The following is a 26,379-nucleotide window of genomic DNA, read 5'->3' as shown; positions in this document are numbered from 1 at the left end:
CCGAAATGGATATCTATTCAACTACCGAGTTGCTTGGCCTTCTTCGCCTGTTTGAAGCGCCGGATGTTTTCATTCTTGATCGCTATTTTCCGGGGTCTGTGACTTCTACCAAGTCGGAAATTGCTCTGGACAAAATAATCAAGAATAAGAAGCTGGCTCCGTTTGTCCTGCCCACGGCAAAAGCCAAGGCGGGCATCCGTGAAGGTTATAGCACAATGACTTTCACCCCGGCGACGCTTAAGCCGATGGATGTTGTTGATCCCGAGCGGCTGATTAAACGTATGGCTGGTGAAGCGATCGGCGCGGGGTCTCTCGATCCAGCAGCTCGGCGTGATGCAATCATTGGCGAAATTCTGATGGAGCATCGTGATCAGATCACGCGTCGTTGCCTTTGGATGGCGTGGCAGCTCTTGCGGACTGGGCAGGTTGTTGTCGAAGGACCTGAATATCCTTCCATGACCGTCGACTATAACCGTGATCCGCTGTTGACCAAGGCGCTTATCCCTGCCGATCTTTGGTCGGTTGAAGGTGCCGATATTGTCGGCGATCTGGAAAACTGGGCCGCAGACATCCAGCTCAAGTCCGGCGCCATCGCTCTTGATGTGTTCCTGAGTCCGACGGTTTGGAACGTCGTTCGTAAGAACGCTGGCATTAAAGAGCTTGTGGAAACCCGTCGTGGCAGCTCCAGTACTGCAGAGCTTGGTCCGGTATCGGTTAAATCTGTTCGCCGTGTCGGTGAAATGGGTGACTTCACATTCTATGTGTATGCCGAAACCTATCAGGATGATTCTGGCAGCGAAGTTCCCTATCTGGGGGCTAACGAAATCGTCATTACGGGTCAGGCAATCGAAGGCACCAAGGCGCACGGCGCTATTCTGGACAAAGGTGCCGGTTATCAGCCAATGGAAATCTTCCCGAAAATGATCACGGAAGAAAACCCGTCGGTAGAATCGGTGCTTACCCAGTCGCGTCCGCTGATTGTTCCGGGCAATGTCAACGCGTCGCTCTGTGCGACGGTGCTGTAAGGTGGGTGAAATGGCTGTGAAGAAAATGACAGTTATCCCGACCAAAACGCTTGAAGGTCGGGACAAAAAGTCAGGTGAGCGTATCATCCACTTGGCGGGTGTGCCGGTTGATATGAACTCAACCGAGGCAGCATCAATGATCGAAAAGGGGTTGGCGGTAAAGGGGGTGGATGCAATTGCGCCGGTTGCCCCAACCCCTGACCCGGCTATTGCGACGATTGATCAAATTGTCACAGCGATTGAAGGTCTCAAGGACGAGGATTTCACTTCCGATGGTCGTCCGTCGGTCGAGGCGCTTGAAGCTATCACAGGGCTTGAAGTCACGGGCAAACAGCGTGACAAGGCTTGGGATCAGTATACAAAGGCAACCAAAAAGCAGGACTGATCTAGTCCTGTTTAAATGATCAAAGCACTCGCCTTCGGGCGAGTGCTTTTTTGTTTGGTAATTTTCAATGATCGATTTTGACCGACTTTTGAATCGACCGGTATCCCGTGTGCTGGGGCAGGTCGCTGTCATCCGCCATAAAACCGGGGAACCATCGACCGTCGAAAAGTTTGATTTCCGGCAGGGCGCGGCGCCCGAAGATGGCGGCGGCGAGGCCGAGTTTCAGGCTTTCGAGTTTACTGGTGGGTTTCGCAAGGAAGAGGCGCCCCAGACAAAGCATGGCGATTTTGTTGACGTTGCCGGGGCGACCTACACGGTTGCGGCGATTGATCCCGATGATACGGGGTGGATCACGGTTGGCCTGATGGCGGGCGAGGTGCGCAATGTCTGAATACTTATCGCGATGGGCATTGATGCAGGCCGTCAAGGATCGGTTGGAAGTCAAGCCGGATCGGCCTGAGATCGTTATTGGTCGGATCAGCGAAATTTCTGCTGAAGGCTTGCCCGCAATTTCGATCTATGCGCCGGTCGACAGCATGGAACCGACGGGGTCGTTCTGGAACTTCAATGCATCGGTCAATCTGAACATTGAAGTGCATTGTCAGGTTGCCGAGGACTGGTGTGCTGCGGCCGAACAAGAGACCCAATCCATCATTACCACCCTGTTTGCCGACGGTTCGTTCCGCAAGCTTTGGAAGAAGCCGCCGTCAATATCCATCAAACAATTCATGAGTGACAAAGGCGGGCCGCTGGTCGGCGAAATTATCACCATGTCGGGCGAATTACTGCGCCCGCGTGTGATTTCAATCGATGCTGGTGAATTGCAGGGCATCGATATCGAGCAAGGAGCGATCGATAATGAAAGTGCAGGTTAATCCGGCCAGCGAGGTCAATGGCCAGCCGTTGCGGGTGATGAACCCGGAAACCGGGAAGTATTTCCCTAACGGTTCGTTCGATTTGACCGAGCGGCAACTTCGCAATCCCAAAATCCTCCGTTTGCTGCCGCCTGTTTCGGCGGGTGGCGTTCCGGGCGGTCTTTTCGGTGATCTGGTCCCTGTTGCCGCCAAGGCCGAGAAAAAAGGGTAAGTCATGGCTATTCCAAATGAGAGCTTTAACGAAATCGCCATTAACGCGCGGGTCGCAGGTAAATACATTGAAACCAGCGGTTCGCGCGTGAATGGGCTGGTTTCAAACCATGTTGCCTTGCTGATCGGTCAAAGTTTGGCTTCTGGTTCCGCAAATGACGCCGAACTATTGCTTGTGCCGGGCACTGGCGCCGCTGCTGGCGAGATGTTCGGCAAGGGGGCGAACCTGGCATTGATGGTCGAGGCGTATCGCCAGAACAATACGACCATGACGCTTTATGCCATTGCACTTCCTGATCTGGTTTCGGGTGTGAAAGCGTCTGTTGCGATGACATTCACCGGCGCCGCAACCGAAAGCCGTGCTTTGGCTGTCTATGTTGCGGGTGTGCGGGTGTTTGTGCCGGTGGTTACCGATGATACGCCCGCTGATGTAGCAGCGTCCGTGGCTGCTGCGATTACTGCATTGCCGAATCTGCCGGTTACGGCGACGGCGACGGCTGGTGTCGTAACTTTCGAAGCAAAAAATGCGGGTGAAATAGGAAACGATATTCGCATTCAGGTTGCATTGCGCGGCGTCATGTCCGGTGAAAAGGTTCCTGCAGGTATTTCCATTGCGGTGCCAAACTCCGGGTTTTTGCAAAACGGTTCGGGAAATCCGGATATTGCTGGCGCACTCGCGGCGATCGGTTCTCAGAAAGTCAACTATGTTGGCTTCCCTTGGACCGATGGCGGCACGCTAGATGCCATTTCAGAGTGGTTTGAGGGGCAGCAAAAAGCAGGCGTCGAAAATGATGTCAAAGGCTTCACGGCGCGTCGAGGCACGGTTAGTGAGTTGTTGACTTTTGGAACGTCGCGCAATGACCGCTTTGTCTCCACCATCGGCACCTATGATGCACCGGGGCCTGCGTGGATGCGTGCTGCCCGGTATCTTGGCCAGATGTCCGGTAAACTGTTCAATCACTCAGCTCGTCCGCTTGCCGGTGTCGAACTGGTCGGCGAAATGGCGCCGCCGGAAAAAAGCCGGTTGGAATACACCGACAAAAACACCCTGATGTTTGCAGGGGTCACGGTCACTGATGAAGGTCGCGATGGCAAGGTGCGCTTGAATATGCCGATCACGATGTATCAGACCAATGAGTTTGGTGACCTTTCCGAAGCGTATTTGCTGGTCAACACGGTTGCGCAGCTTGGGCGGATTCGGGATGAGCTTGCTAGCGTTCTTGATGGTATTCGGATGCAGCGCCCGATTCTTGTCGATGACGGTACGCCAGTCGATGACGGTATTCCGTATGTGACGCCGCGCTCCGTTCGGGCCTCTCTGATTGCCCATTACGATTATATGGTTGGTCTGGGGCTGGTCGAGGATGTTGATGGATTTGCCGAGCGGTTGGAAGTGTCCAAATCACCGACCAACTCCTATCGGCTCAACATGATCTATCGCCCGGACCTTTCGAACCCGCTTTACCTTTTGGCTGCCAAGATCGAGTTCGAACTCGATTTTCGCGATTTCTGATCGGGGGATTGATCAATGACGACAGTTGCAGGGGTCCAGTCCCTTGATGTTGGCGGTGTTTCATATAACACCGCCGATACTGCCACCTATAATCTGGGCGGCAAGCAGCGCGAAAATATCGAAGGCGGCGGCTCCGGCTCGGTCGGCTGGACCGAAAAGGGACGTGCCGCCTTTATCGAGGTGAAGGTTTTCCTTGGTGAAGGGCAATCTGACAAGGACCTTACATCGGTCAAGAAAAGTGAGGTCAAGCTGCATTGCGCCGATCGCACGGTTGTTATGAAGTTCGGAACCGAAATGGGTTCCGGTGACAACGATGCGTCGGATAACAGTCTCACAGCCCGTTTTGTCGGGCCAAGTGCAAGGGTGGTTTCGTGATGTTTGATGGTGATTTCAAACCAGAAGATATCGACCTTGATGGTTATGTCGAAGATGGGAAATTCGGTCGCAAAATCCTGCGGCTTGAGTACCCGGTCGCTGTTAAAGTCGAGGATAGTAGCGGAAAGCGCGAGGAAGCCATCGAGCATATCGAGTTCCGTCGTCCCGTAGGACGTGACCTTGATCTTCTTGAAAAGCTTGATGGTGGTAAATCCGTGATGGCTGGTTCTCGCAAATTCATTGCCGGATTGGTCTTTGGTGATGAACGGGTCACCGAAAAAGCCTTCGAGCAAATGGATGCCGATGACTATTTCCGTTCGATGGCGGTATGTTTCGGTTTTTTCCTAAAGCCTTCCCGGACGACTTCCGATCAGTGATCAAGCTGTTTGTCGCGCGTTTCGGCTGGAAGCCAGCCGAAATTCGCGACATGCCGATTGATGACATTCTCCTTTGTATTGATGCCTATAACGAGGACGCGCAGCGACAGCTTGACGCGTTAAACGGTGTGACTGATGGCTAAGAATTTCGTCGTTAGCATGATCCTGAATGCGCGCGAAACGGTCTCAGGACCGATGCGCCGGGTTCAATCCATGCTGACCGGCATTCGTGCCAAGGCTTCTGCGGTAACGCGAAGCCTTGGCTTCCACAAGATCACCGACGGTTTCCGCCGCCTTGGCACATCATTTGCCGGTCTGGGGCGCCATATCTCGGGGGTGGGTGTCGGGCTTCTGGGGTTGGCCGGGATAGGGTTCGGCGGCGGGGTTCTGGCGTGGCTGCATAGTGGGGCGGGCGAGGCCGATGTGCTTGCCAAGTTTGGCCGCACTGTCGGTATTTCGACCGAACGATTGCAGCAATGGCAGCACGCGGCAAACCAAGCCGCAGGCATGACCAACGAGGAATTGCGCAAAAGCTTCCGTGACCTGGCTAAGAACGTGGGGGACGCCGCCAACGGAATCGGGCGCGCGAAGCCGATCTTTGAGGCGTTGGGTATCCCGCTGCGTGACAATCAGGGCAATGTGCGTGATCTGAACGATCTATTGCCCGAGCTGCAGGCTGCATTTCGCAAGATCGAGAACCCGGCGCTGCGCACGTCAACAGCGATGAAGCTGTTTGGCGAAAGTGGATCGAAAATGTCGCTGCTATTGCAGCAGCCACAAGAGGAAATGAACCGATTGTTCGATGAAATGTCCGATCTTGGCATGATCAGCGATCAGGCGGCGAAGGATACCGAAGCCTATAACGACGCAATGGACAGCTTTGGTAAATCGATTACCGGAGTGCGTAACGGCTTGATGGGCGCTTTAATGCCTGTTTTGACGCCGTTGATTACCAAGATGAAGGAATTCATAATCTCGATCCGCCCGCAGATTGTGGAGCGTTTGGGTACGGCAATCTCGGATGCCGCCAAAACGATGACCGGTTGGTTTACGGCGGCTGAAGATGGAACTACCCCAGCCGGTCAGGCTTTAGAATCCTTCATGCGCAAGATTGAAAACATCATGCGGATGGGAGGGAGTTTTATCGATTTCATCGGCGGGTGGCAAAATGCTCTGATTGCCTTGGGGGCAATCATGGCAGGCCCGCTGATTGCTTCGCTGGTGTCGGTAGGGGCGGCGATTGTAAATCTTGGCGCTGTGATGCTTGCCAATCCGATTATCGCCGCTGTCGCTGCAATCGGCGCAGCGGCTTATGTGATTTACGATAACTGGGATGGGATTGTCAGTTACTTCACCGGCAAGATCGACGCCGTAAGGTCGGCTTTTAAAACCGGGTTCATCGACGGTGTGATGGCCTATATGGCCGAGTTCAATCCGTTTTCATTGCTCTATGACGGGTTTACCGGGCTGGTCAAATACCTGACCGACTTCGATCTTGCGGCCATCATTTCGGAAAAAGTGCGGGCGATGATGTCTGTACTGCCCGATTGGGTGGTTGAAAAGCTAGGTGTTAGCAAGCCTCGCGCGATGACAGAGGAAGAATCGGCAAAGCTCGATAACGGGCCGAAATTCCAGCCCAACGCGGATCCTCGTGCTGATTTCATAAACATGCCGCAGCGTGTTGCGAATGCGCAGGCACAGGCGGGCGCGCGTGCATCGCAGCAAGCGCCAGAGGGTAAGATCGTCGTCGAAATCGTGGGTGATGGTGCTGCCAATGCCCGCGTTCGGCAGTCAAAATCGACCGGTATTGGTTTGGAAACCAGCCTGCGGACAGGGCCAAGTCTTGCGGGTATGGGTGCTGGGTAATTCCAGCATTCCCGCGCCGATGGTGCTTTTCTTTCATTTTGCACCATCGGCGCGGTTTATTTTGGAGATGTGGGTATGACGCATACGCTTACGCTTGATATGATTGATCAGGTTACACCGGTCTACGAACTAGCCGGAGAATTTCCCAAACATCTTGTCGACTTCCTTAAGCAGTCCCCCGAGCTTGCCACCAAGCTTGATGTCCTTCCGGCAAGCGGGACAGCGGATCGAACTCTTGTTGCCAAGTTCTCCGATCTTTTTCTTGAGCGACTTGTTGCAAGCGGGGCAGTCAATGTCGAGGACTTGATCGCGATAGGGATTGTTCATAAGGATTTCTCACTCGGAGTTAATGCAAATGATTAATGCCACGTTATCAGTGAGTGGGCGCGTGTTTCCGGGCAACGGCCTCGTTGGCGAAGGTTGTGCGTGCCTGGCTATTGACGTCCAGGCCCCGCGCTTTGCACCAACCGGGGAACTCATCCGGGTCGAGAAGAACGGTTTCGACGATCACCCCGTCCTTGACGAGCTTTTCTCGGAGTTGCTCGGCCTTGTTGCTCCACTCGGCCCAAGTGCGGGGAAGGACCTTCCCGTCTGACATGATCTTGAGGATTTTGGGATAGTCTTCCTTGCGATACCAAGGAATGCCCATTGCTCTGATCTGATGATATGGAGGTGTCGTCATAAGGATTTCTCACGCTGTGGTTGTGGTGGCGATAGCGTGAGGGATGGTGAGGGGCCTGTCAATAAGCGATAGGTAATATGGTGCCGCGAAAGCGGCACCGCCTCACTGCTTCTTGAGGCGGACGCCGGGGCCTTCGCCGTTCTCGGAGATAAAGATTACGCCTGCGGCTTCGAGGGTGTTTTTGATTGCCACCAGGTTAGGCTTGTTGATGTTTGGTGTGTCGTTGTCTGATGCCTCGGACCTTCTGACAGTCATTAAGCCTACACCTGCCTTTTCGGCTAGGTCCTGAGCGGTGAATTTAACGAGCGCCCGTGCAGCTCTGATCTGTGATCCAGTGATCATTTTTGTACCATGTGATTTTTAATTGACCATAAAAGTTCCAAGTGATACAAAAAATACCACTTGGTACTTCATAGGGCAATCAAATCATGTCTAAAGCAGTCAAATTCGATCCGCCGAAAGGCATTACGGAACTGGATGAAGTTTTCGAAGTCCTCAAAACGGTCGGTGACCGCGATGAGGATAATGTCCTGTCGATCTGGCGGGAGCATCAATTGCGGGTGATCCCGGCTGTTACGTCCGGTGAGCTGGAAAAGAAGTTCGATATTCTTGAAGATTGGGTCGGGCCGGGTAACAAGGGGCTGACCGAGGCTGATTGCTTGCAGGTCTATGCATGGGTTCGGTCGATCCGCAAAGACGCGGTTGCGATGCTGGAAGGGGCAAAGTCATGACCCTGCCGGTATCGTTTGATTTTGAAGGTCAGTCGGTTCGCACTGTCGATATTGAAGGTGCAATCTGGTTTGTTCATGCTGACGTTTGTCAGGTGTTGGAAATGAGGTCCCCTCATAAAGCTGCTGAAAGATTGGATGATGATGAAAAGGGTCGGACTATTATTCCGACCCCCGGTGGAAAACAGGAACTGACCATCATCAACGAAAGCGGTCTTTATTCCCTGATCCTGACCAGCCGCAAGGAAGCGGCGAAACGGTTCAAGAAATGGGTGACCGCCGAGGTGCTGCCAGCCTTGCGCAAGCATGGTCATTATGAAATGCCGGGGATTGTTCCGGTTTCCAGTCGCAAGAATTTGCCGCCATCGGCAATCCCGCGATCGGAACGGCATTATGATCTTGCGCTCGTGCGTGAGGCGCGGGCGACATATGGCGAGGCCGGGGCGCGATATGTATGGGCCAATTCGGCGACGCTGCCGGATATGTCGTGCATGAGTGAACAGGATCGGCTTGATGACCTGGCGCGGATGCGGGCCGAGGATTGTCTGAGGTATCTATTGCGTCATTCGATGGGGCGCGGGGTGCCGGTATCGGAAATGATCGTTTTCGCGCAGTACCGCGATGACGTGAAAATCGCGCTGGAAGAACGGGGGATCAAGGTTTCGCCAAGCCGATATCGCGGCAAGGTGATACTGGCGTCCGATCATCCTTTTTTGAACAAGGTTTATGCGCCCACCGATTGGGCGGGGATTTATCAACGCGTATTGAAAGACCTTCCGGGTGCGCATGTGACGCGCCATTCCCTGACTTTTGCCGATGAAGAAAGTCCGGGTGTGGTCGTGCCACTTGTCATCGTCAACAATGTCGGAGGGTTTTAAGGGTGATGTATGCTTTCCATGTCTTATGCCGACAATGTCGATCAGATCATCGCCAATTTGACCCGTCTTGAAAAGGAACAGGTTCCGTTTGCCTTATCCAAGGCGATCAACCGGGTGACATTCGAAGCGCGGGACGAGGTGCTTGCGAAGATGGATCGACGTTTTACGATCCGCGAGAATTCCTTAAAGGCCAAGGGTGGTGGTCGCCGCGCATTATTCGTGAATGCCAGCAACAAAAAACAGTCTTCCATCCGGGCCGAGATAGGGACGCCATTCTGGTTTATGGAGGATCAGGAAGAGGGCGGTACCCGTACTGGTAAATCCGGGCAGGGTGCTTGGTTGCCGGGGTCGGGGGCGCGCACGCGCAAATCCAAAGAAGGCAAGGTTACATCGCGTTTTAAAAAGGCCAAGGTGCGCAAAATGATTGCGTCTACCGGGGCCTATCCGAAGGGGCGGCGTTCTAAGAAGAATCCGAAAGCCTACGCAAAACAGCAGCCTTTCATCGCAACGATGAAAAGTGGCAAGCGTGGGGTGTTTATTCGCCAGAAGCGAAACAGTCGGTTGCCGATATCATTGTTGTGGACGGTAACTAAATCGTTCCGCGTCGCACCGCGTTGGCGGTTTCGCGAAATGATCGAGGGGCTTAGCGAGAAAAAGCTCGCGGCGTATTTCATTGCGGACATGCAGGAAGCGTTGCGGACATCGCGCAGTGGGTCAAAGCAAAGCCGATACCTTGAATATCTTATCGGGCAGCGTGATTTGCGGGCCGGTGAAAGGTTGCTTCCGGTGTCGCAGCTTGGTGCCGGGTCGCTTTCGGGAAATACGCTGGATCAGTTAAGCCAGGTATCGCGCGGTTTGCCGGGGATTTAACAATATGGCTTTTGAGGATGAAGTGCGGGACGGGCTGTGGCGCAGTGCGCCCATGATTGTCCGCTCGGTGCGTCGTTCGTCCGGGCGTCGTGGCCCCACAGTGGAACGTCCGAACCGGGATGATGCAGACACACAGGACCTTGGTCGTAAGGTCCGGACATTCAATGTCGACTGTTTTGTTCTGACCATTGATGGATTTGCCGCGCGCGATCAATTGATTGCCGCGCTTGAAAAAGAGGGGCCAGGAACCTTTGTGGACCCGTTCGGCGGCCTGACTTCCGAGCGATGGGTAAAGGTCGCTGACTACGACGTTTCCAACAGTTTCGCGGCTGAAGGTGTTGCCAATTTCTCGATCGTCTTTGAGGAAGTTGGCGAGAATGCGGAGCGTGGGTTCACACCGGGGCGCGTTTCCAATGTCTATCAGCTCGGCGTGCAATCCTCGGCGTTGTCATCTGCAGCGAGTGCCGCCTTCGTCAACAGTTATATCACGGATGGCATGCCGGGATTTGTCCGCGAAGCGGGGGCTGATGTCATTGGCACGCTGACGGATCAGGTCGGTGGGCAGCTTTTTACGGCGATCGGGGTTGATGCTTCGATGTCGGATGCGATCGACGGGATCGGAGCGGTCGGATTAACCGCCCTGACCGGGGGGGGTGTCGATATTGCGAGTGGTATTTCTTCTGGCTTTGCGTTGCTTTCGTCCTCGGTTCCTGACGCCGCGGAAGGTGTGAACGGTTTTCTTTCCCTGTCTGCATTTGAAGCGGCGGGTGTCGATGTTCCAGTATCGACCGCAACCCGGCAGGTCGAGGCGGTCAATCGCACGGCGCTTGGGGCGTTGATCCGGCGAACGGCGATTTCGGCAGCGGCGGAGCTTCTGCCGAACTATACGTTCGTTTCATATGATCAGGCGGCTGAAATAACCGGCCAGTTTCTTGATGTCATCGACCGGGAAATGGATCGGGCGGGCGGTAATGTCCCCGGTGAAAGTGACGCCGGTGTGTTTTCTGCCCTGTCGTCGGTTCGAACGTCTGTGGTTGATTACACGCGCGAAGCCGGGGCGGGCAAGGCTAAGACGATCAGCGACATGCCTTGGTTAACCGAGGCGTCGGTTGTGACGGCCCATCGCCTTTATGGTGATGCGCGCCGTGCACCTGAAATCGTTAAGCGCAACGGTATTGCGCATCCGAATATGGTCGCGTCTTGGGCGCCGATTGAGGTTCTTGATGATTGATGCACCTGAAGTCGAGCTGGATGGCAAGATTTACGATGACTGGCAGAAATGCTCGTTCAATTTTTCGATCAGCGATATCGCCAATTCCTTTGCCTTGACTACCCCGGACTTCACGCCGGATCACGGCGAAGATATGGCTGTAAAGGCGCGGTTTGGGGATCATGAATTGCTTACGGGTTGGCTTGAGGAAGTCGACAATTCGACTGTGCCCGATCAGGAAGGAACGCGACTGAGCGGGCGATCAAAGGCGGGTGATCTGGTCGATTGTTCGGCGATCGTGCCGGGTGGGGAGTATCATAACCTTTCACTGCTTGAGGCTTGTGTCGATCTTTGCAATCCATTTGGTATCGCGGTGTCGGCGTTGGTCGATGTCGGTGATCGGTTTGACCGGATCAAGATCGAACAAGGCGAGGAAGTCGGGCAGGTGATCGACCGGATATGCCGGGAACGAGGCCTGATGGCATGGTCGGTGGGTTCCGGCGATATCGTTCTTGGTCGTCCGGGGTTCGCGAGAGCGCAAACGGATCTTCGCTATCGATATACGGGGTCCGGTCAGCTTCAAAGCGATAACAATATTGTCGAGCTGTCGGCCAAACTGACCAAAGCCAATCGGCATTCGAAGCTGATCATGCGGTCGCAGGGGCAAACAAGTGATGATGATTTTGGTATTGCCGCCGCCCAGTCCGAGGCCGCGGCGGTCGATGACGCGGTTCGTCGGTATCGACCCAAGGTCCTGACAAGCGATGGGGCAGGGTCGTCCGATCAGCTTCGCCAGCGTGTTAATTGGGAAATGGCACGCCGGATCGGTAAATCAACCGCCATCACCTATCAGTGCGAGGGCTGGCAACAGGTCCCGGGCGGGGATATCTGGCGCCCCGGGTTGCTGGTTGCCGTCGAAGATCAGAAAAACAAGATCGCCGAGGAAATGCTGATCGTTTCTGTCGGGCTGACGCTTGATGAAGACAAGGGCGGTTATCGCACCTCCCTGTCGGTCGAGCCGCCCGCCGCGTGGGTGCCCAAGCCGATCTTTGCAAAGGCTGATGGTGATGCGCAATACGCGGCCCTTCGTCGCGCTGTAAGGGGGTAGGGCAATGTCAGATGGCTTGTTTCAGCGTCTCTCGCGTCGCGTGGAAAATATGATCTTCCGGGCAGTGGTTCGTTACGCCAAGTCGACCAGTCAGGGCGGGGCAATTTCCGCGCAATTGGCGGGGCGTTCAGGCGATACGCTCGATGGTGTTGTGGTGTTTGAGGGGTATGGTTTTAGCCATATTCCGCTTCCGGTTGATGCCAATGGGCGCGGCGCTGAAACCATTGTGTTTCAGTTGGAACGAAACCTTGCGGTTGCGATCCCGCCCATGGACCGCCGCCATCGGGCGAAGTCCGGGGCTGTAATTCCGGGTGAGGTCAGTATCTATGATGATCAGGGACAGCGGATAACACTGAAACGCGGCAAAAAAATCGTCATTGACGGGGCGGATTTCCTTGATGCGCTGATTGCGACAAAGGTGCTGGTCAATTGCCCGGATGTTGAATTCACCGGCAATGTAAAGATCGGCGGCAACCTTGAGGTGGTCGGTCAAGCTACCGTTGGCGGCGATATCACCGATCAGGCGGGGTCTGGCAACACGCGAACCGTTGCCGGTATGCGTGAAGTCTATAACGGCCATGAACACCCTGAAAACGATAATAACGGCCCTACCGACCCGCCAAATCAGGGGATGTAAGAATGTCGAATTTATACACCGACATGGCGCTCCGCTATGACGCGGAACGTCGCCGGTTTGATCTGTCCTTGATTGGCGGTCAAATGCCGTCGCTCCAGACAGATCATGGATTGGAGACGGCGGTAACCGCGTCGCTTTTTACGGACCGGCGCGCGCGCGAGGATGATGCTTTGCCCGATGGGTCTGATCGCCGGGGCTTTTGGGGGGAGGCTTGGCCCGCCGTTGGTGGGGTCAGGATGGGCTCGCGCCTGTGGCTTCTGGATCGCGAGATCATCACAAGCGAAACGGTCGCGCGTGTGCGCGAATACGGGACGGAGGCCTTGCAATGGCTGACGCAATTAGGTGTAGCGCAGTCCGCGACGTTTGACGCGGTTCGCGATCGCGCGGCGGGGCGTTGGGTGATTTCAGGTCATGCGCTCATAAAGCGGCCCGCCGGGCAGATTTTCGAGCGGCGTTTTGCTGACCTTTGGGATTGGATGGATCGAAATTCATGAGCAAGTTGACCGGGTTTGATGTTCCGACCTTTGAAGCCCTGCGCGGTCAGTCCGGGGCACATTACGAGGCGCGACTGGGGCAGGGTGTGACGCTCGGTCAGGGGCCGATTGCGGTTATGCCCTATATCGACGGCATGCTCGCAAATGGTGCATATGGTTACCTTGATCATACCGCCTCACAGACGATGGTTCTATGGGCGGTTGGTGACAATCTTGACGGTCACGGCTTTACATATGATGTGAAGCGCATCCCGGCTTCGCGTGCGAGCGGTGCGATCGCTTTTTCTGGCGTGGCCGGGGCGGGTATTGACGCCAATCAGGTGCTTCGGGATTCGGCTGGTGTCGAGTTCAAGGTGATTGCCGGTGTGGTTCTGGATGAAGTCGGTCAGGCGGTCGCCAATGTAAAGGCTTCTGTCCCGGGCGCATCGGGAAACCTTGCCGCTGGCACAAGCCTTACGCTGACGTCGCCGGTTGATGGTGTCGACCCGGTCGCAATTGTCGAGGCAGGTGGTTTCGCGGGTGGTGCGGACAAGGAGAAGGACGGTCGCCCGGGTATTGCCGAGCACTATCGTGGGCGAATTCTCGACGAAATAGCCCAGCCGCCGCATGGTGGCAGTCAGAGTGATTATGAGAAATGGGCGAAGGAAGTCCCCGGTGTAACCCGTGTTTGGGTAACGCGCCGCGAAATGGGCATGGGGACGGTCACGGTTCGCTTCATGATGGATGTTTTGCGCGCATCCAATGGGGGCATTCCGACTGCGGCGGATGTGGCGCTGGTGCAATCCTACATTGATGCGCGGCGTCCATTGAATGCCGATGTGTATGTTGTGGCACCTATTCCCAAAGCGCTGGGTATTACAATAACGGGTCTTAACCCCGATACGCCAGCGGTTCGGTCCTCGATCAACGCCGAACTTGGCGACATGCTTTATCGGCGGGGTGAGCCGGGGGTGACCTTGAGCCGAAGCTGGATCACCGAGGCAATTGCAGTTGCTGCCGGTGAAAGCCGCCACAAGGTTACAGTGCCAGCCGATGATGTTGAACATACGATCGGGCAGATTCCGGTCCTCGGGGTGGTCAATTATGCTTGATGAACGGCTTGACGCCTATGTGGACATTGTTGCGTCTGCCATGCCGCCCGGTGCGGCGTGGCAGGGGTTTCGTGATTATGACGGGGTTGGCCGGGATTTCCTGCGTGCCAAGTGTTCGACATGGGTTGAAGTTGATCTGGCCGCTGACCGCTTGGTCATTGAAAGCCAGCCTGCGCGCGCCATCGAAATGCTGGCAGATCACGAAACGCAGGTCGGCCTGCCCGATTGTTGTTTTCAAACGGCAGGTTTGCCGATTGAGGATCGTCGCGCGGCGGTTCTGACACGCTATCGGGCGCGTGGGGGGCAACGGCCCGGGTACTTTATCGGGCTTGCCGAAACCCTCGGATATCAGACCGCAATTGTCGAATATCGTCCGTTCATGGTTGGCATAAGCCAGGTGGGCGGTGCGAACACATCTGGCAACGATGACAGCGTTCGTTATGACATGCTCGGCGCGACTGCTGATATGCGGGCGTGGTGGCGCATGCGGGTGCTGGGTCCGCGCGTGACGTGGTTCCGGGTGGGTGTCTCGACATTGGGGCAGGACCCGCTTGCGCGAATATCGCGAGCCGAAGATTTGGAATGTCTCTTGGGTCGGTACATGCCGGCCCAATCTTTTTTGACCATGGCTTATGAAGGTGAGTGATGCAGTATCAGCCGCCAGTGAATGGTAATCTTTCTGATCCGGACCGTCCTTATGTCAATCCGCAGCCTGAAAACGGCATTGAAGGATCAATCCCGCCTGCGGAATCAATCGAACATTCGATGCGCGAGATCGTCAACACGATCAACTATTACCTCGGCACGGTTGAAAATCCGCTACCGGCGACCGAGGCAGACCTTCAGCAGTTGCGCAAGGCGATCCAGCAGGCGGTCACGGATGGCACGAGCGATGCCTTGCGTCGCACTGTATCGGCGACCCTTGGTGCTGGTTTCTGGACCACGCCGGTCGCGGCAACGGTTGCTGCCGGTGATGTGTCGTTCGATCCGGCCCTTGGCAACCGCTTCACCCTGACCGCGACCGAGGCCCTGACGATCACGCCCCCGGACCCGATGCCTGCCGGTGGATCGGCGCGGCTGGAACTGACAATGGATGCCATCGGCAATCACGGGATTGCGTGGGGCCCGGAATTCCGCATCAACAACGGTGCGATCAGCAGTGAGCCGAACGCGGTCAACCTGATCCATATGGAATTTTCCGGTGCCGTGATTGACGTGCATATCACCCAGCGGGCGGAGGCGTGATCAATGTCGATCCTTTTTGACAACCCGCCGCCTGCCATCGGCTGTGGCGATCCCGGCGATCCGATTGATTTTGCCTGCCTGTTTAATGCTTCATCGGCGACACCTGCCTATTTGCGTCGCGCGCCCGGCACCGCATCGCCGATCTATAAAATCGCAATTTCGGTGTGGGCCAAAACTGTTTCTGTCGGCGGTTCTGTCGGGCCGTTTCTCACCGCAGGGCTTTCCCCTGCCGCTTCACAATGGGTCATGTCAAACAACATCGGGCGGGGTGATGGCGGCACCACCAATACAGCATCAATTGCACCATCGCATCGTGACCCGGCAGGTTGGGGCCACTACCTGATCAAGGCGAACGTAACGCCTGGAACCGCACTTGCTGACCGTGCAGCTTTCACGGCGAACGGGGTCACATTCACTCTCGCGTCGAACCTGATGGATGATGGCGTAGCATTGCGGCTTCTTGACCCGCAATACTGGCAGGCTATCGGCGCAAATTTGAATTCAAGCGGTTCCCTGATTGATGCGAACCAAAGCGTCTATGTCTCAGAGTTTATCGCGATTACGGGTGATGCTGTCGATGCCGTATCCGCTTCCGATTTCGGCTACTTCAATTCTGATGGGGATTGGGTGCCTAAAGCCTTTTACGGCAAGGGGCTTGGTGCGGCTGTTTATGGAGCCAACGGTTGCCACCTCGATTTCGGTGATGCGCTGGACCTTGGAAAAGACGTTTCTGGCAATGGCAACCATTTCACAGCCGTTGGCCTGACGGACGATAATCAGTTCACGGATACCCCGACGAACAATTTCGCCGTTGGCAACCCGCTGGATGCGCCCACGCCAGCCGGGAGGATTTTGTCGGAAGGTAACACAGCGTGGCAGCCCGCGCATAATCCGGGTGAAGGGCATATTGCCGCATCCATGCTAATCCCGGCTGGAAAATACTACTGGGAGGTTCTGGTCGAGACTGGCGCACCATTCTCACCCAGCACCATTGTTCCAGCTATCGGTTTCGCACATCGTTCTGTGGCTGTTAACGAAGCTAATGGGGCTGCCAATGGGCTTTTCCACTATCATTCTAATGGCAATCTTGTTGCCAATCCATGGGGCACCGACAGTGGGTATCCGTCGTGGACTGTTGATGATGTTGTCTCGGTTGCGATTGACCGGGAAACCGGGGATTGCTGGTTTGCCAAAAACGGGGTCTGGATTTCCGGTGATCCGGTGGCTGGTACCGATCCGGCCTTTACCATCCCGGCAGACTGGCTTGACGGATTGCGGGCGTCTGTGCAGGACAGTTCGGCAAGCGGTGCGATCAAAGCAAAGGTCAATTTCGGTCAGTTCGCCTTTGACTATCCGGTGCCGGATGGCTTTCGGACGTTATCCACATCGGGTATGCCATGCCCGGCCATTCTGAACCCGGATGATTATGTCACCGTCCGCAAGGTCGGCGATACTACGCCCTTGCCGTGGAACCCGCTGGTTCATAAAACCCTGATGACGGTTAAGGACCGTGACAGCACCGCAAGTTGGCGGGCCTGCGATACCTTGTTGGGCGATGGCAAGGCGTGGGCACCGGACGTTTCCGGGTTGGAAATCAGCGAGGGTTCAAACGGTGTCACATGGACGCCAACCGGGCCGACATTCGGGGCCGCAGCCGAGTATGCGGGCAACCGCATTGCGACCTTCTGGCGGGCCAGCCCGAAAGCCGGGTTTGATTTCGTGGACGTCATTTCAGATGCGGGCGGTGCGCCGACTAGCTTCACACACCTTGCCGGTGGTTTGATTGACCGTGCATGGGTTGTGCCTTTGGATGGTGGGCCTGTTCGTGTTTTCCATCGTGCCGCCCTTGGTTCCGATAAATATCTGATCCTGTCATCCGATGGGGCTGCGCAAACGAGCGTGGGGTGGTTCGGCTCCGATGCCGCGAGTGCCACCGTCAAGTTTCCGACCAATGGCGCACGCTACCGTGTTTACCTATGGCGGGCTGTAGCACAGTTCTCGGCCTTCCCTGCACATGTCGGCAACGGCAACCCGAATGGCAAGTTCATCCCGCTCGATTTCTTGCCACGCTTTGCCGAAATCAAAAACACAGCAGGTACGTATCACTGGAATATACGCACTACCGATCAGAACCCCGGCAACCCGGTGGATATCCAATTGGCGTGGTCTTCCAGTGCGACGGAAACACCGCCCGGTAGTGGCTTTCAAGACTTCGTTTCGAACGGCATCACGATCCGTAATACCGAGGGCACGGAAAACCTCAACGGGGTTCTGTATGCGAATGCAATCTTTGCGCAAACCCCCGGCAAATTCGCGCGTGCGCGATAATTCAGGAGACAGACCATGACTGCGCTTTATGCGATTTGTGACGATCAGTGGGCTTTGGTCCGCACGGCCAGCAGCCCGATGGGGCTTAGGGCCGAGACCGGCAAAACCTATTCCAATGCCGCCTTGGCATCGGTCGAGGATTTGCGGGAGAACTTCGTGCTGGTGATTGATCAGGGCACCAAGACCGATCAAGAATGGCAGACGGTTATCGGTAATCCGGCTGTCGTGATCGATGGCGATCCGGAAGAACCGGAAACCATGACGGCGACGCTGCAATACACCACGCAGCCGATCAGCCTTGAGGCAGCGAAGGCGAAGCTGAAAGAGCGGGCCAAGAATTGCAAATTTGAACGCATGGATGCTGGTGTCGAGTTCGAGCTTGGTGGCACGACATACATTGCCCAGACCGACAGTGAAAGCCGGTCGCTCCTGATGGCCGTTTACTTCAATGCTCTTGCGGGTGGCCTGCCTGACGGACGCAATTGGCGGTTCCGCGACAATTCCTATCCGCTTCTGACCAGTGCGGAAATTATTGCGTTGGGCGAAGCTGTCAACGTGATGGTTGCCGCCTGTTTCGACCAGCAGGCCGCGCATGATGCGGCGATTGATGCACTGCCCGATCTGGATGCCTGCAAGGGATACAATTGTTCCCTCGGGTATCCGGCGGGTCCTGCTATTCCTGAAACCGTAACGGAGTAATAGCCAATGATTTTGACCATGTTGGCGGTGCTAATGTCCGCCATTCTCTATCGCATGCCGCGCGGCGGCGGCTTGGGGGTGGGGAAATCCACCGAGGGGGCTTTGATCTGGGCCGGGGTGTCCGCTGGTATTTTCTGTGCGGCGCTTTCTGTTCCTTGGTGGTTCGCACCCATTGTGGCGGCGCTTCTGATGCTGGGCGAGGCACCCGGCTGGTCGCAATGGTGGCCCGGAGCGGCGCGGGCAAGTGTGTGGCGGCTTTCGATGCGCGGTTTGTTGCTTCTTAATCCCCTGATGGGGCCGATTTATTTCGGGTGTCACCGGTATCGGTCCCGGTTGCCCGTTTGGGGAAAGTTCCTTGATGGCTGGACGTCCTATGCCGAGCTGCTATCTGGATTTGTTACGGCCTGCAGCTATGTGTTCATGACCTGGCTTATTGCCCGCTGGTTTATGTAAGTCAGCCAAATACACGCCCGTTTCAGTAGGTCGCCAATCGGCGGCTTTTTTTATGCCTGAATGGTAGGGGGTGCCGGCATGGACAAGCCGCCGCACGAGTTTGAGCCGCAATGGCTCGTGGCGTTAAAGCTTTGGTGGCCAGTAGCGGGGCTAACGATTTACGCCCGCATTCTTTGGCATCGGAACCTTGTTGCGAAAGGGTTTCGGCGTTTTTGGGGGCGAGAGCTTCTGTGGGAGCTGGTCACCGCGGGGTTCTGTTTCGCCATTTCAATGGGGATCGCCGATTACTTCGATCTCAGCATAACCGGCGCTTGTGCGGTCGGCACCTTCATCGGGTGGCTCGGTCCAAAGGGGCTGCAAGCCTTTCTGTTGGGCGCAATCAAATCAGGAAATTCGAAAGGGGTCTGACATGGATCAGATTGCATATGTGGCGCCGTCCATTGCGGCGTCATCGGTCGTTCAACTCGTTCTGGCGCTGATCGCGTTTGTCATCGTGCGCTGGGTTCTTAAGTGGCTCGACCGGATCATTGATTTTGATTTCAAGGGGTGGATTTCCAATGCGAATGACAATGCTGTGTCTCGTTATCTTGGTTACCGGATTCTGGCCGTCTGCATCTTGGTCGGGCTTATTGTTTCCGGATCGCTTTGACCATGACTTTCGCCAGCACGCCGGTCGCTATTTGCCCGGTGTCGATTGGCGGTTGCTGAAAGCGCAATGCTATCAGGAAAGTCTATTGCGCCCGGATGCGGTGTCGCCGGTCGGTGCGCAGGGGCTTTGCCAATTTATGCCCGGGACGTGGCGACAGGTTTCCGGGCAGATCGATCTGCCGCCCAATGCGTCGGCCTTTATGCCGCAGCTCTCGATCAGGGCTGCGGCTTTTTATATGGCGGGGCTTCGCGGGCAGTGGTCGGCAAAGCGGCCTGAGTGGGATCGGCATAGCCTGGCACTGGCCAGTTACAATGCCGGTCTGGGGCATCTTCTTTCGGCGCAGCGCGCATGTGGTGGCCCGTCGCTCTATCCGGAAATCATCGCATGTCTGCCTGCCATAACCGGGCGGCATTCAAAGGAAACCATCACCTATGTTGACCGCATATGGGGCTGGTATAGGCAAATGGTCGGGGGTGGATGATGCGAAATATCTTCAAGCTAGTCACTGGCGCCATCACGGGCGGCGGCATGATCTGGTGGATTGCTGGTGGGGTGGCGTTGCTTGTCGCGATTATCGGTGTGCAAACGATCCGTCTTGATGGCGCGCAGGCGCGGATCGAGGCGGAGCAAATGCGGTCGGTGCGATGGCGCGACGCCAGTATCGAAAACATGGAAACGATCAATCGGTTGCGGTTGGCCAGTGCCCGGATCGAGCGGGCGTTATCAGAAGAACGCGACCGGCGATCCGGGGCGGAAGCCCGGTATCGCACTTTGATGGAGGGGGTGAATGATGCGCCGAATGATGGTTGTGTCGGGCCTGCTGTGCGCGGGCTTTTTGACCGCTTGCGGGACGACGCCGGAACCGATCCGGACAACGGAATATATCGAGGCGACGGTGCCGGGGGAATTGACCGCGTGCAAACCCGTTCCGGCGATCCCTGATCCGCCGGTTACCGATAAAAAGGTTGGCCGGTATATCGTTGATCTGATCGATGCGCATGATGATTGCTATGGCAAAAACCGTACAATTGGTGAGTTGTTCGGTCCGGAACAATGACGCGGATCTGATGCGACCGGTTGATGACCGACCGAAACAAGGAAGCCTGTTCTAGGCTTCCTATTTCCAATCACGCCCAATAGATACCCTCGTTACGTGCGGGGGTCGGGTCGTTGCACCGACCCGAGCCGGGATGCGTCAACATCCCACGGACAAGCCGCCCCGCGCTGCCGTCGACGGCGGGCGGGACAGTACAGGTAAATCATTAACAAATGAAAGAAGTAATCCGTTGTGAACCGCCAGCCCCTTGGCTCGGCGGTAAAAGTCGTTTGGCTAACCGTATTGTCGATTTGATCGAGGGGATCGATCACGACGTTTATCTAGAGCCGTTTATCGGGATGGGCGGGGTATTTTTCCGGCGCCGACGGTCGGTAAAATGCGAGGTGATAAACGACTTTAATGGTGATGTCGCGAATCTGTTCCGGCAATTGCGTCGTCACCATAAAACCGTTCTAGATGAAGCCCGATTCCTTTTGGGATCGCGCGAAGAGTTCGAGCGGTTCAAGCAGCAACGCCCGGATTTGATGACCGAGATAGAGCGTGCGGTGCGGTTTCTTTACCTGCAACATCAAGCCTTTGGTGGCAAGCCGTCCGGGCAGAATTTCGGGGTAGACCGTGAGCGTGGATCACGTTTCTCGATCGAGAAAATTGAAAGCAATATCGAGCGGATTCGACAGCGCCTGTCATCGGTGATCATAGAAAATCTGGATTTTATCGAGGTGATTGATCGATACGATGGCGGGCGGGCTTTGGTTTATCTCGACCCGCCTTATTATGGCGGTGAAGGTGACTATGGAAAGGCTTTGTTCTCCCGATCGCGATTTGTCGATCTGGCTGCTCGTCTTTCCCGGTTGGCCGGCACATTTATTCTGTCGATTAATGATGTCCCTGCCATTCGGGAAATCTTCGGTGATTTCGCCATGCTGGAAGTGCAAACCAAATACACCATTCAGGGAGGCGAGGCGAAGAACGTCGGGGAACTATTGATTTCCAACTCTGAGGGGCCTTGGTCGGGGCTCAGAAAACTCTAATTTGACATTGTTCGGGCGGTAGTATGGGATCGCTGCCGCCCGCGATCTTCTACTTATTTGGATGGGACAGTCTTGCTGCGATCGCATCCGCAATGATCTGCTGGTTCTGTCGCTGCGCGTCAATTTTCCGGTGGGCATAGCGGAGCGTAGTATCAATTTTCGAGTGGCCCAGAAGCTTCTGGATCATTTCGATTTCGACTTTGTGATCCACGCCTGCGGTCGCGAAAACGTGGCGCAGGTCCCTGATTGTCAAATCCTCTATGCGCGCCATTTCCTTGATCTTACCCCAAGCTTTCTTAGGGTTGATCATATGCCGGTGCAAAATCGTTCCGTCCGGGTTGGTTCCGGGTTTGCCCGGGATAAGCCAAGGGTTATCCCTCCAGTCGGGGTGTTCCAGCCGATCTTTGATGATCAGCATGGCGTAATCGTTAAGGATGATATCCTTTTTCTTTCGGCGGGTGCTTTTCCGTGTAGTAGCGGTTTTGTGATCCCCGATTGTCAGGATTTGGCGAATCGGGTCAATCTGGTCCAGTCTGGCGGTCATAATTTCATTGCGGCGTGTGCCCGTGAATATAACCAATCGAACCAGCCAGCAGATAGCAACATTTCCGATCTGGTATCGTTCATACTCGTCAAGCGCCTTTGCCAGCGCGCCCCATTCCCAATCGGCCAAATCTCTTTCCCTGCCTTCTTCCGGATCGGCCTGCACAAACCTGCAGGGATTAGACCCGTCGGGGCGCATTTTCCATAGCTCGGCAAGGTTAAACATTTTGCTCATGCACGACAGGGCGCGGTTTCCATTGACGGTGTATTTTTCTTGCATGTCGCGGTGAAGTCGAAAGATGTGATCATAGTCGACTTCATCGACGGCCATCTTGCCGATCGCGGGCAGGATATGCTTTTGTAGCAATATCCGGTCATTCTCGCGGGATTGGCCTTCCTTGCGTTTTACATCGACGTGATCGGCCAGGTATCGCTCGGCCAGATCGCTGACTGTGGCTTTATGCTCGGGCATGCGTGCTGCTTGCCGCTGCTGTGACGGGTCGCCGCCTTGGTGCACAATGGCCAGCCATTCTTCGGCCTGCTTGCGCGCCGATGGGACCTTGAATGGTCCAAAATTTCCGATTTTCGGTTTGCGTTGTTTGCCGGTTTGGGTCCGGTAAAACAGCCCGAAGCTTTTGCCTCCGGTCTTTGTTATCTTCAAAAACAGCCCCGGAACCTGTGTGTCCCAAATAATTAGATCGCCTTCGGGGGATGGGGTTGTGTCTTTGCAAAGCGTATTTGTGAGCGAAATTTTTAAGGAGGGCATGGGCGTGTCCGAGCTGTCAGGTAGCAGATAGGTAGCAACATTTGCAGAATATACCTGAAAACTCCAAGAACTATTTCGCCGATGATTGTGAAATTTGGTTAGGAAATGCAAGGGTTAAAGGGTTGTTTGTCCTGATATTGGTAAAGTCTAATGTCTGCCGGAATAGTAGAGATTAAAGATTGTGGCTCTGGGGGCCGTGGGTTCAAGTCCCATCACTCGCCCCATGTGAAAAGGTCAGGCAAAAATGCCTGGCCTTTTGTCTTTCGGGCCGCTTTCCAATTCCAAAACCGGGACTGATCTGCTAGTTAGCCTGTGCGCTCGCGCCCATTCGTTTGTACCGGTTCCGAGGAGGTCGCCCCCATGTCCGCAAATTCAGCAAATCGCATTACCCTTCGCCGTCCCGATGACTGGCATTTGCATCTGCGAGATGGCGCGATGCTTGAAGGGGTTATTGGCGAAACCAGCGAACATTTTGCGCGCGCGATCATTATGCCGAACCTTGTGCCGCCGGTGGTCAAGACCGAGGATGCGATTGCCTATCGTGACCGGATTAACGCGGTCATCCCGCAGGGGCACGATTTTACGCCATTGATGACGCTTTACCTGACCGAAGGGACCAATCCCGATGATGTCGAGGAAGGCTACAAGTCTGGTGTGATTACCGCACTGAAGCTGTATCCGGCCGGGGCAACGACCAATTCGGCAAGTGGTGTGCGCGATTTCGACAAGGCGATGCCGGTGCTGGAGCGCATGGCAAGTCTTGGTATTCCGCTTTGCGTGCACGGTGAAGTCACCGATCCTGAGATTGATATTTTCGACCGCGAGGCCGTGTTCATCGACCGCGTTCTTGATCCGCTGCGTAAGCGTTTGCCGGAATTGCGTGTGATCATGGAGCATATCACCACCGAAGACGGTGTCGAATATGTCAAAGCCAATGACAGGAACCTTGGCGCGACCATCACGACCCATCACCTGATCATCAACCGCAATGCCATTCTGGTCGGCGGCATTCATCCGCATTTCTATTGCCTGCCGGTGGCGAAGCGTGAAAAACATCGCCTCGCACTCCGCAAGGCAGCAACCAGCGGTGATGTCCGTTTCTTCCTGGGTACTGACTCGGCCCCGCATACCGATGACCGCAAGGAAAGTGCATGCGGCTGTGCCGGTATCTTTACCGCCAATAATACTGTCCAACTTCTGGCACATGTGTTCGAGGAAGAAGGGGCGTTGGACAAGCTTGAAGGCTTTGCATCCATCAATGGCCCGCAATTCTATGGTTTGCCGCTGAATGCCGACAAGATCACGCTGGAAAAGCGCAGCGAGGCGGCAACTTTCCCGGCCAGAATTGAAACCGGTGAGGGCCCAGTCACGGTGTTTGATCCGGGCTTCCCGATTTACTGGCACTATGCCGGTTAGGTTTGCGTCGATCATGTTCAAAAGGGGCTTGTTATGCAGGCCCCTTTTTTGTGGCTTCTACGGTGATGGTCAGCCCGTGATATCAATATTGGCTGGTGCCGCGCTCAGCCCTAATGTCATGCGATAGCTTTCGGCTGCCGCAATAGCCTGTGTTGCGATCATCGCACTGATGTTGCGTGACGCACCCTTTGCAACATTGAAATCGGCCGATGATGTGCCGGGCATAGAGGCGGCCCGCGATATGGCGGCCTGATTGGCAATCGCTGCAATCCCGTCAAGGCCCTGAAGCGGATGGATGCTGACCTTGCCGCCCGTGGCATAAAGCCGCCCGTCGGGACCGGCGGTATAGCTGTAACTGATCATACCGGCATTCGCACCAGCAAGGGTCTGATGGCTTTCTTCCTCGGTCCTGACGTTGGCGTCACGCGTCTGCAATTCCCGAACAATGTCGCGTTCCCGGTCCGTCAAAAGGGCGGGATTGCTTGTTGGCAGACGTGCACTTTCCGGTGTTGTTTCGCGTACTTCGCGTTGTTGCGCGGTGCTGCCCCGGATGTCGGGTACGGACGCACCGGGCAGGGCGCGAGGATCAAGTTGTTGAATAATCGTAACAATTGATGCTGCACTGTTAACCGGTGTGGAGGGGGCGTTTGGCACCGGATCGGATAGCTGTGTTGTGGTGCTCGCATTGCCAATCGGTCGGATTGACACGGCAGCGGGCCTTAAAGGTGTTGTAACAGAGCCCCCCTCAGCAGAACCTGATCCTGCCGATTGTTGCCCGGCACCGGGAAGAGCACGAGTGGCAATGACTTGCCCAAGTTGCCCACCACTGCCAGGAATAAGCTGAATTGCACCATCCTGTGTCATGGGGGCATTATATATCAACTTATGGTTAAGTGTATATGATTGGCATCACTGCAATCACGGCAGTTTGATGTGATCTTGAATTGCTGATCGATCATAGAATTCAGGAACGCAATCGATATGGTGTAGGGGAAGTAGCCGTTTGAAACATCTGCTTATGCCTGTTTTGATCATGCTTTGGGTGATAGTGTCGGTACCTGCAATTGCCGCACCTGATGCTGATCTATGGCCCGATTGGCAGGCGCATGATGATTCGAACGACGCCATCATTGATCATTCTGTCTGGCAGACGATCCTTGACCATCATCTGGTGGTGGTTTCGTCTGGCGTCACGGCATTTGATTATGCAGGTGCCAAATCTTCAAGCCTTACGCATCTCTCGGATTATCTTAATGCCATGCAGGCGGTTAAAATTGACACATATAACCGCGATCAGCAAATGGCCTTCTGGATCAATCTTTACAATGCGCAGACTGTTGCGGTGGTCATGGATCATTACCCGGTTGACAGCATTCGGGATATCGACATTTCACCGGGGCTTTTTTCGCTTGGATTATTTTCGTCAGGCCCTTGGGACAAAAAACTTTTGACCGTCGAAGGCAGGTCTTTGAGCCTGAACGATATCGAACATCGTATCCTGCGGCCCATCTGGCAGGATGCGCGTATTCACTATGCCATTAATTGTGCGTCAATTGGTTGTCCGGCGTTGGCAGCGACGGCCTATGACGGAACCCGGATCGAAGAGCAGCTTGATAAGGCGGCTCTTGCTTTCATCCAGGATGAACGGGCGGTGAGATTGGCCGAAGACGGATCAGAGATCGAACTGTCTTCGATTTTTGACTGGTATCGGTCCGATTTTGGCAAAAGCGATGCGGCATTTTCCGATCATCTGGCGCGTTATGCCGGATTGGAGCTTGCAACATGGCTGAGCGTTCACGGCGAGGACCTGCCCATCAGCTTCTATCATTATGACTGGTCATTGAACGATAGCCATCCCTGAGGTCGTG

Annotated in this window: 35 protein-coding genes; 31 read left to right on the top strand and 4 right to left on the bottom strand. The window is 55.3% G+C overall.

Translation table 11 applies throughout. The annotated features are described in order from the left end of the window. Positions 1-5 precede the first annotated feature (5 nt). The 11 genes from ABIE64_RS17195 (at position 6) to ABIE64_RS17145 (ending at position 6,989) form a co-directional block, all read left to right on the top strand. Entirely contained in the window at positions 6-1,025 is a 1,020-nt protein-coding gene (locus tag ABIE64_RS17195) for a major capsid protein (protein WP_354378077.1), read from the top strand. 10 nt (positions 1,026-1,035) lie between these two features. Beyond that, complete coding sequence (locus ABIE64_RS17190; RefSeq protein WP_354378076.1) at positions 1,036-1,410, top strand: hypothetical protein; 375 nt, start codon at positions 1,036-1,038, stop codon at positions 1,408-1,410. A 67-nt stretch (positions 1,411-1,477) separates the two neighbouring features. Next, positions 1,478-1,801 carry a head-tail joining protein gene (locus ABIE64_RS17185; RefSeq protein ID WP_354378075.1) on the top strand — a complete coding sequence of 108 codons (324 nt, stop codon included), beginning with the start codon at positions 1,478-1,480 and terminating at the stop codon, positions 1,799-1,801. Then, entirely contained in the window at positions 1,794-2,285 is a 492-nt protein-coding gene (locus ABIE64_RS17180; RefSeq protein WP_196871172.1) for a hypothetical protein, read from the top strand. The genes ABIE64_RS17185 and ABIE64_RS17180 overlap by 8 nt, the downstream gene beginning before the upstream one ends. Continuing rightward, entirely contained in the window at positions 2,269-2,496 is a 228-nt protein-coding gene (locus ABIE64_RS17175; RefSeq protein ID WP_196871173.1) for a hypothetical protein, read from the top strand. Before ABIE64_RS17180 ends, ABIE64_RS17175 begins: the two co-directional genes overlap by 17 nt. 3 nt (positions 2,497-2,499) lie before the next feature. Next, positions 2,500-4,008: a phage tail sheath subtilisin-like domain-containing protein gene (locus ABIE64_RS17170; protein ID WP_354378074.1), complete on the top strand. Its 1,509-nt coding sequence runs from the start codon at positions 2,500-2,502 to the stop codon at positions 4,006-4,008. 15 nt (positions 4,009-4,023) lie between these two features. Then, the gene (locus tag ABIE64_RS17165) at positions 4,024-4,383 is read left to right on the top strand and encodes a phage tail tube protein (protein ID WP_354378073.1); all 360 of its coding nucleotides are present in this window, start codon (positions 4,024-4,026) and stop codon (positions 4,381-4,383) included. Further along, entirely contained in the window at positions 4,383-4,760 is a 378-nt protein-coding gene (locus ABIE64_RS17160) for a phage tail assembly protein (protein ID WP_196871176.1), read from the top strand. Before ABIE64_RS17165 ends, ABIE64_RS17160 begins: the two co-directional genes overlap by 1 nt. Then, complete coding sequence (locus ABIE64_RS17155) at positions 4,757-4,903, top strand: hypothetical protein (RefSeq protein ID WP_354378072.1); 147 nt, start codon at positions 4,757-4,759, stop codon at positions 4,901-4,903. Before ABIE64_RS17160 ends, ABIE64_RS17155 begins: the two co-directional genes overlap by 4 nt. Then, positions 4,896-6,626 (top strand): phage tail tape measure protein, encoded by a 1,731-nt coding sequence (locus ABIE64_RS17150; protein ID WP_354378070.1) that lies wholly within the window; start codon positions 4,896-4,898, stop codon positions 6,624-6,626. The genes ABIE64_RS17155 and ABIE64_RS17150 overlap by 8 nt, the downstream gene beginning before the upstream one ends. A gap of 75 nt (positions 6,627-6,701) precedes the next feature. Next, positions 6,702-6,989: a hypothetical protein gene (locus ABIE64_RS17145; RefSeq protein ID WP_354378069.1), complete on the top strand. Its 288-nt coding sequence runs from the start codon at positions 6,702-6,704 to the stop codon at positions 6,987-6,989. Positions 6,990-6,999: 10 nt separating this feature from the next. Here ABIE64_RS17145 and ABIE64_RS17140 read toward each other — a convergent pair whose 3' ends face one another. Both ABIE64_RS17140 and ABIE64_RS17135 read right to left on the bottom strand, forming a co-directional pair. Continuing rightward, positions 7,000-7,275, bottom strand: a complete 276-nt coding sequence (locus ABIE64_RS17140) for a hypothetical protein (protein WP_354378068.1) — start codon at positions 7,273-7,275, stop codon at positions 7,000-7,002. 135 nt (positions 7,276-7,410) lie between these two features. Then, entirely contained in the window at positions 7,411-7,650 is a 240-nt protein-coding gene (locus tag ABIE64_RS17135) for a helix-turn-helix domain-containing protein (protein WP_354378067.1), read from the bottom strand. An 86-nt stretch (positions 7,651-7,736) separates the two neighbouring features. On the opposite strand from ABIE64_RS17135, the gene ABIE64_RS17130 reads away from it, so the two are divergent. The 18 genes from ABIE64_RS17130 (at position 7,737) to ABIE64_RS17045 (ending at position 21,786) form a co-directional block, all read left to right on the top strand. Continuing rightward, positions 7,737-8,039 (top strand): hypothetical protein, encoded by a 303-nt coding sequence (locus ABIE64_RS17130; protein WP_354378066.1) that lies wholly within the window; start codon positions 7,737-7,739, stop codon positions 8,037-8,039. Continuing rightward, positions 8,036-8,914 carry a BRO-N domain-containing protein gene (locus tag ABIE64_RS17125; protein WP_354378065.1) on the top strand — a complete coding sequence of 293 codons (879 nt, stop codon included), beginning with the start codon at positions 8,036-8,038 and terminating at the stop codon, positions 8,912-8,914. Before ABIE64_RS17130 ends, ABIE64_RS17125 begins: the two co-directional genes overlap by 4 nt. A 9-nt stretch (positions 8,915-8,923) precedes the next feature. Beyond that, positions 8,924-9,784 (top strand): phage tail protein, encoded by an 861-nt coding sequence (locus tag ABIE64_RS17120; RefSeq protein WP_354378064.1) that lies wholly within the window; start codon positions 8,924-8,926, stop codon positions 9,782-9,784. A gap of 4 nt (positions 9,785-9,788) precedes the next feature. Beyond that, positions 9,789-11,015 carry a DNA circularization N-terminal domain-containing protein gene (locus ABIE64_RS17115; protein WP_354378063.1) on the top strand — a complete coding sequence of 409 codons (1,227 nt, stop codon included), beginning with the start codon at positions 9,789-9,791 and terminating at the stop codon, positions 11,013-11,015. Further along, positions 11,008-12,102, top strand: coding sequence for a phage baseplate assembly protein (locus ABIE64_RS17110; RefSeq protein ID WP_354378062.1), 1,095 nt, complete (start codon positions 11,008-11,010; stop codon positions 12,100-12,102). Before ABIE64_RS17115 ends, ABIE64_RS17110 begins: the two co-directional genes overlap by 8 nt. Positions 12,103-12,106: 4 nt before the next feature. After that, on the top strand, positions 12,107-12,739 hold the full coding sequence (locus ABIE64_RS17105; RefSeq protein ID WP_354378061.1) for a hypothetical protein: 633 nt from the start codon (positions 12,107-12,109) through the stop codon (positions 12,737-12,739). 2 nt (positions 12,740-12,741) lie between these two features. Next, positions 12,742-13,233 (top strand): phage GP46 family protein, encoded by a 492-nt coding sequence (locus ABIE64_RS17100; RefSeq protein ID WP_354378060.1) that lies wholly within the window; start codon positions 12,742-12,744, stop codon positions 13,231-13,233. Further along, positions 13,230-14,324 (top strand): baseplate J/gp47 family protein, encoded by a 1,095-nt coding sequence (locus ABIE64_RS17095; protein WP_354378059.1) that lies wholly within the window; start codon positions 13,230-13,232, stop codon positions 14,322-14,324. The genes ABIE64_RS17100 and ABIE64_RS17095 overlap by 4 nt, the downstream gene beginning before the upstream one ends. Then, positions 14,317-14,970, top strand: coding sequence for a putative phage tail protein (locus tag ABIE64_RS17090; RefSeq protein WP_354378058.1), 654 nt, complete (start codon positions 14,317-14,319; stop codon positions 14,968-14,970). Before ABIE64_RS17095 ends, ABIE64_RS17090 begins: the two co-directional genes overlap by 8 nt. After that, positions 14,970-15,569 carry a hypothetical protein gene (locus ABIE64_RS17085; RefSeq protein ID WP_354378057.1) on the top strand — a complete coding sequence of 200 codons (600 nt, stop codon included), beginning with the start codon at positions 14,970-14,972 and terminating at the stop codon, positions 15,567-15,569. The genes ABIE64_RS17090 and ABIE64_RS17085 overlap by 1 nt, the downstream gene beginning before the upstream one ends. Positions 15,570-15,572: 3 nt before the next feature. After that, complete coding sequence (locus tag ABIE64_RS17080) at positions 15,573-17,897, top strand: DUF7483 domain-containing protein (RefSeq protein ID WP_354378056.1); 2,325 nt, start codon at positions 15,573-15,575, stop codon at positions 17,895-17,897. 15 nt (positions 17,898-17,912) lie between these two features. Next, on the top strand, positions 17,913-18,596 hold the full coding sequence (locus ABIE64_RS17075) for a DUF4376 domain-containing protein (RefSeq protein ID WP_354378055.1): 684 nt from the start codon (positions 17,913-17,915) through the stop codon (positions 18,594-18,596). A gap of 6 nt (positions 18,597-18,602) precedes the next feature. Continuing rightward, a complete protein-coding gene (locus ABIE64_RS17070; protein ID WP_354378054.1) occupies positions 18,603-19,049 on the top strand; it encodes a hypothetical protein in 447 nt (148 codons plus the stop codon). 78 nt (positions 19,050-19,127) lie between these two features. Beyond that, positions 19,128-19,457: a phage holin family protein gene (locus ABIE64_RS17065; RefSeq protein WP_196871194.1), complete on the top strand. Its 330-nt coding sequence runs from the start codon at positions 19,128-19,130 to the stop codon at positions 19,455-19,457. A gap of 1 nt (position 19,458) precedes the next feature. Next, a complete protein-coding gene (locus tag ABIE64_RS17060) occupies positions 19,459-19,698 on the top strand; it encodes a hypothetical protein (RefSeq protein WP_354378053.1) in 240 nt (79 codons plus the stop codon). Next, positions 19,679-20,179, top strand: coding sequence for a transglycosylase SLT domain-containing protein (locus ABIE64_RS17055; protein ID WP_354378052.1), 501 nt, complete (start codon positions 19,679-19,681; stop codon positions 20,177-20,179). The genes ABIE64_RS17060 and ABIE64_RS17055 overlap by 20 nt, the downstream gene beginning before the upstream one ends. Further along, a complete protein-coding gene (locus ABIE64_RS17050; RefSeq protein WP_354378051.1) occupies positions 20,176-20,640 on the top strand; it encodes a hypothetical protein in 465 nt (154 codons plus the stop codon). The genes ABIE64_RS17055 and ABIE64_RS17050 overlap by 4 nt, the downstream gene beginning before the upstream one ends. A gap of 327 nt (positions 20,641-20,967) precedes the next feature. Further along, a complete protein-coding gene (locus ABIE64_RS17045) occupies positions 20,968-21,786 on the top strand; it encodes a DNA adenine methylase (protein WP_354378050.1) in 819 nt (272 codons plus the stop codon). A 49-nt stretch (positions 21,787-21,835) separates the two neighbouring features. Here the strand turns inward: ABIE64_RS17045 and ABIE64_RS17040 are convergent, their stop codons facing one another. Then, a complete protein-coding gene (locus ABIE64_RS17040) occupies positions 21,836-23,095 on the bottom strand; it encodes a site-specific integrase (protein ID WP_354378049.1) in 1,260 nt (419 codons plus the stop codon). 360 nt (positions 23,096-23,455) lie between these two features. Between ABIE64_RS17040 and pyrC the strand changes: the two genes are divergently transcribed. Continuing rightward, positions 23,456-24,511 (top strand): dihydroorotase, encoded by a 1,056-nt coding sequence (gene pyrC / locus ABIE64_RS17035; protein ID WP_354378048.1) that lies wholly within the window; start codon positions 23,456-23,458, stop codon positions 24,509-24,511. Positions 24,512-24,580: 69 nt separating this feature from the next. Here the strand turns inward: pyrC and ABIE64_RS17030 are convergent, their stop codons facing one another. Further along, positions 24,581-25,219: a putative metalloprotease CJM1_0395 family protein gene (locus ABIE64_RS17030; RefSeq protein WP_071241245.1), complete on the bottom strand. Its 639-nt coding sequence runs from the start codon at positions 25,217-25,219 to the stop codon at positions 24,581-24,583. A 295-nt stretch (positions 25,220-25,514) separates the two neighbouring features. Here ABIE64_RS17030 and ABIE64_RS17025 point away from each other — a divergent pair, with 295 nt between their 5' ends. Continuing rightward, positions 25,515-26,372 (top strand): DUF547 domain-containing protein, encoded by an 858-nt coding sequence (locus tag ABIE64_RS17025; RefSeq protein ID WP_354378047.1) that lies wholly within the window; start codon positions 25,515-25,517, stop codon positions 26,370-26,372. Positions 26,373-26,379: the final 7 nt, after the last annotated feature.

It is taken from the genome of Thalassospira sp. MBR-102 (assembly GCF_040549275.1).
GTDB lineage: Bacteria > Pseudomonadota > Alphaproteobacteria > Rhodospirillales > Thalassospiraceae > Thalassospira > Thalassospira xiamenensis.
This window is presented reverse-complemented; position numbering and strand designations above follow the sequence as displayed.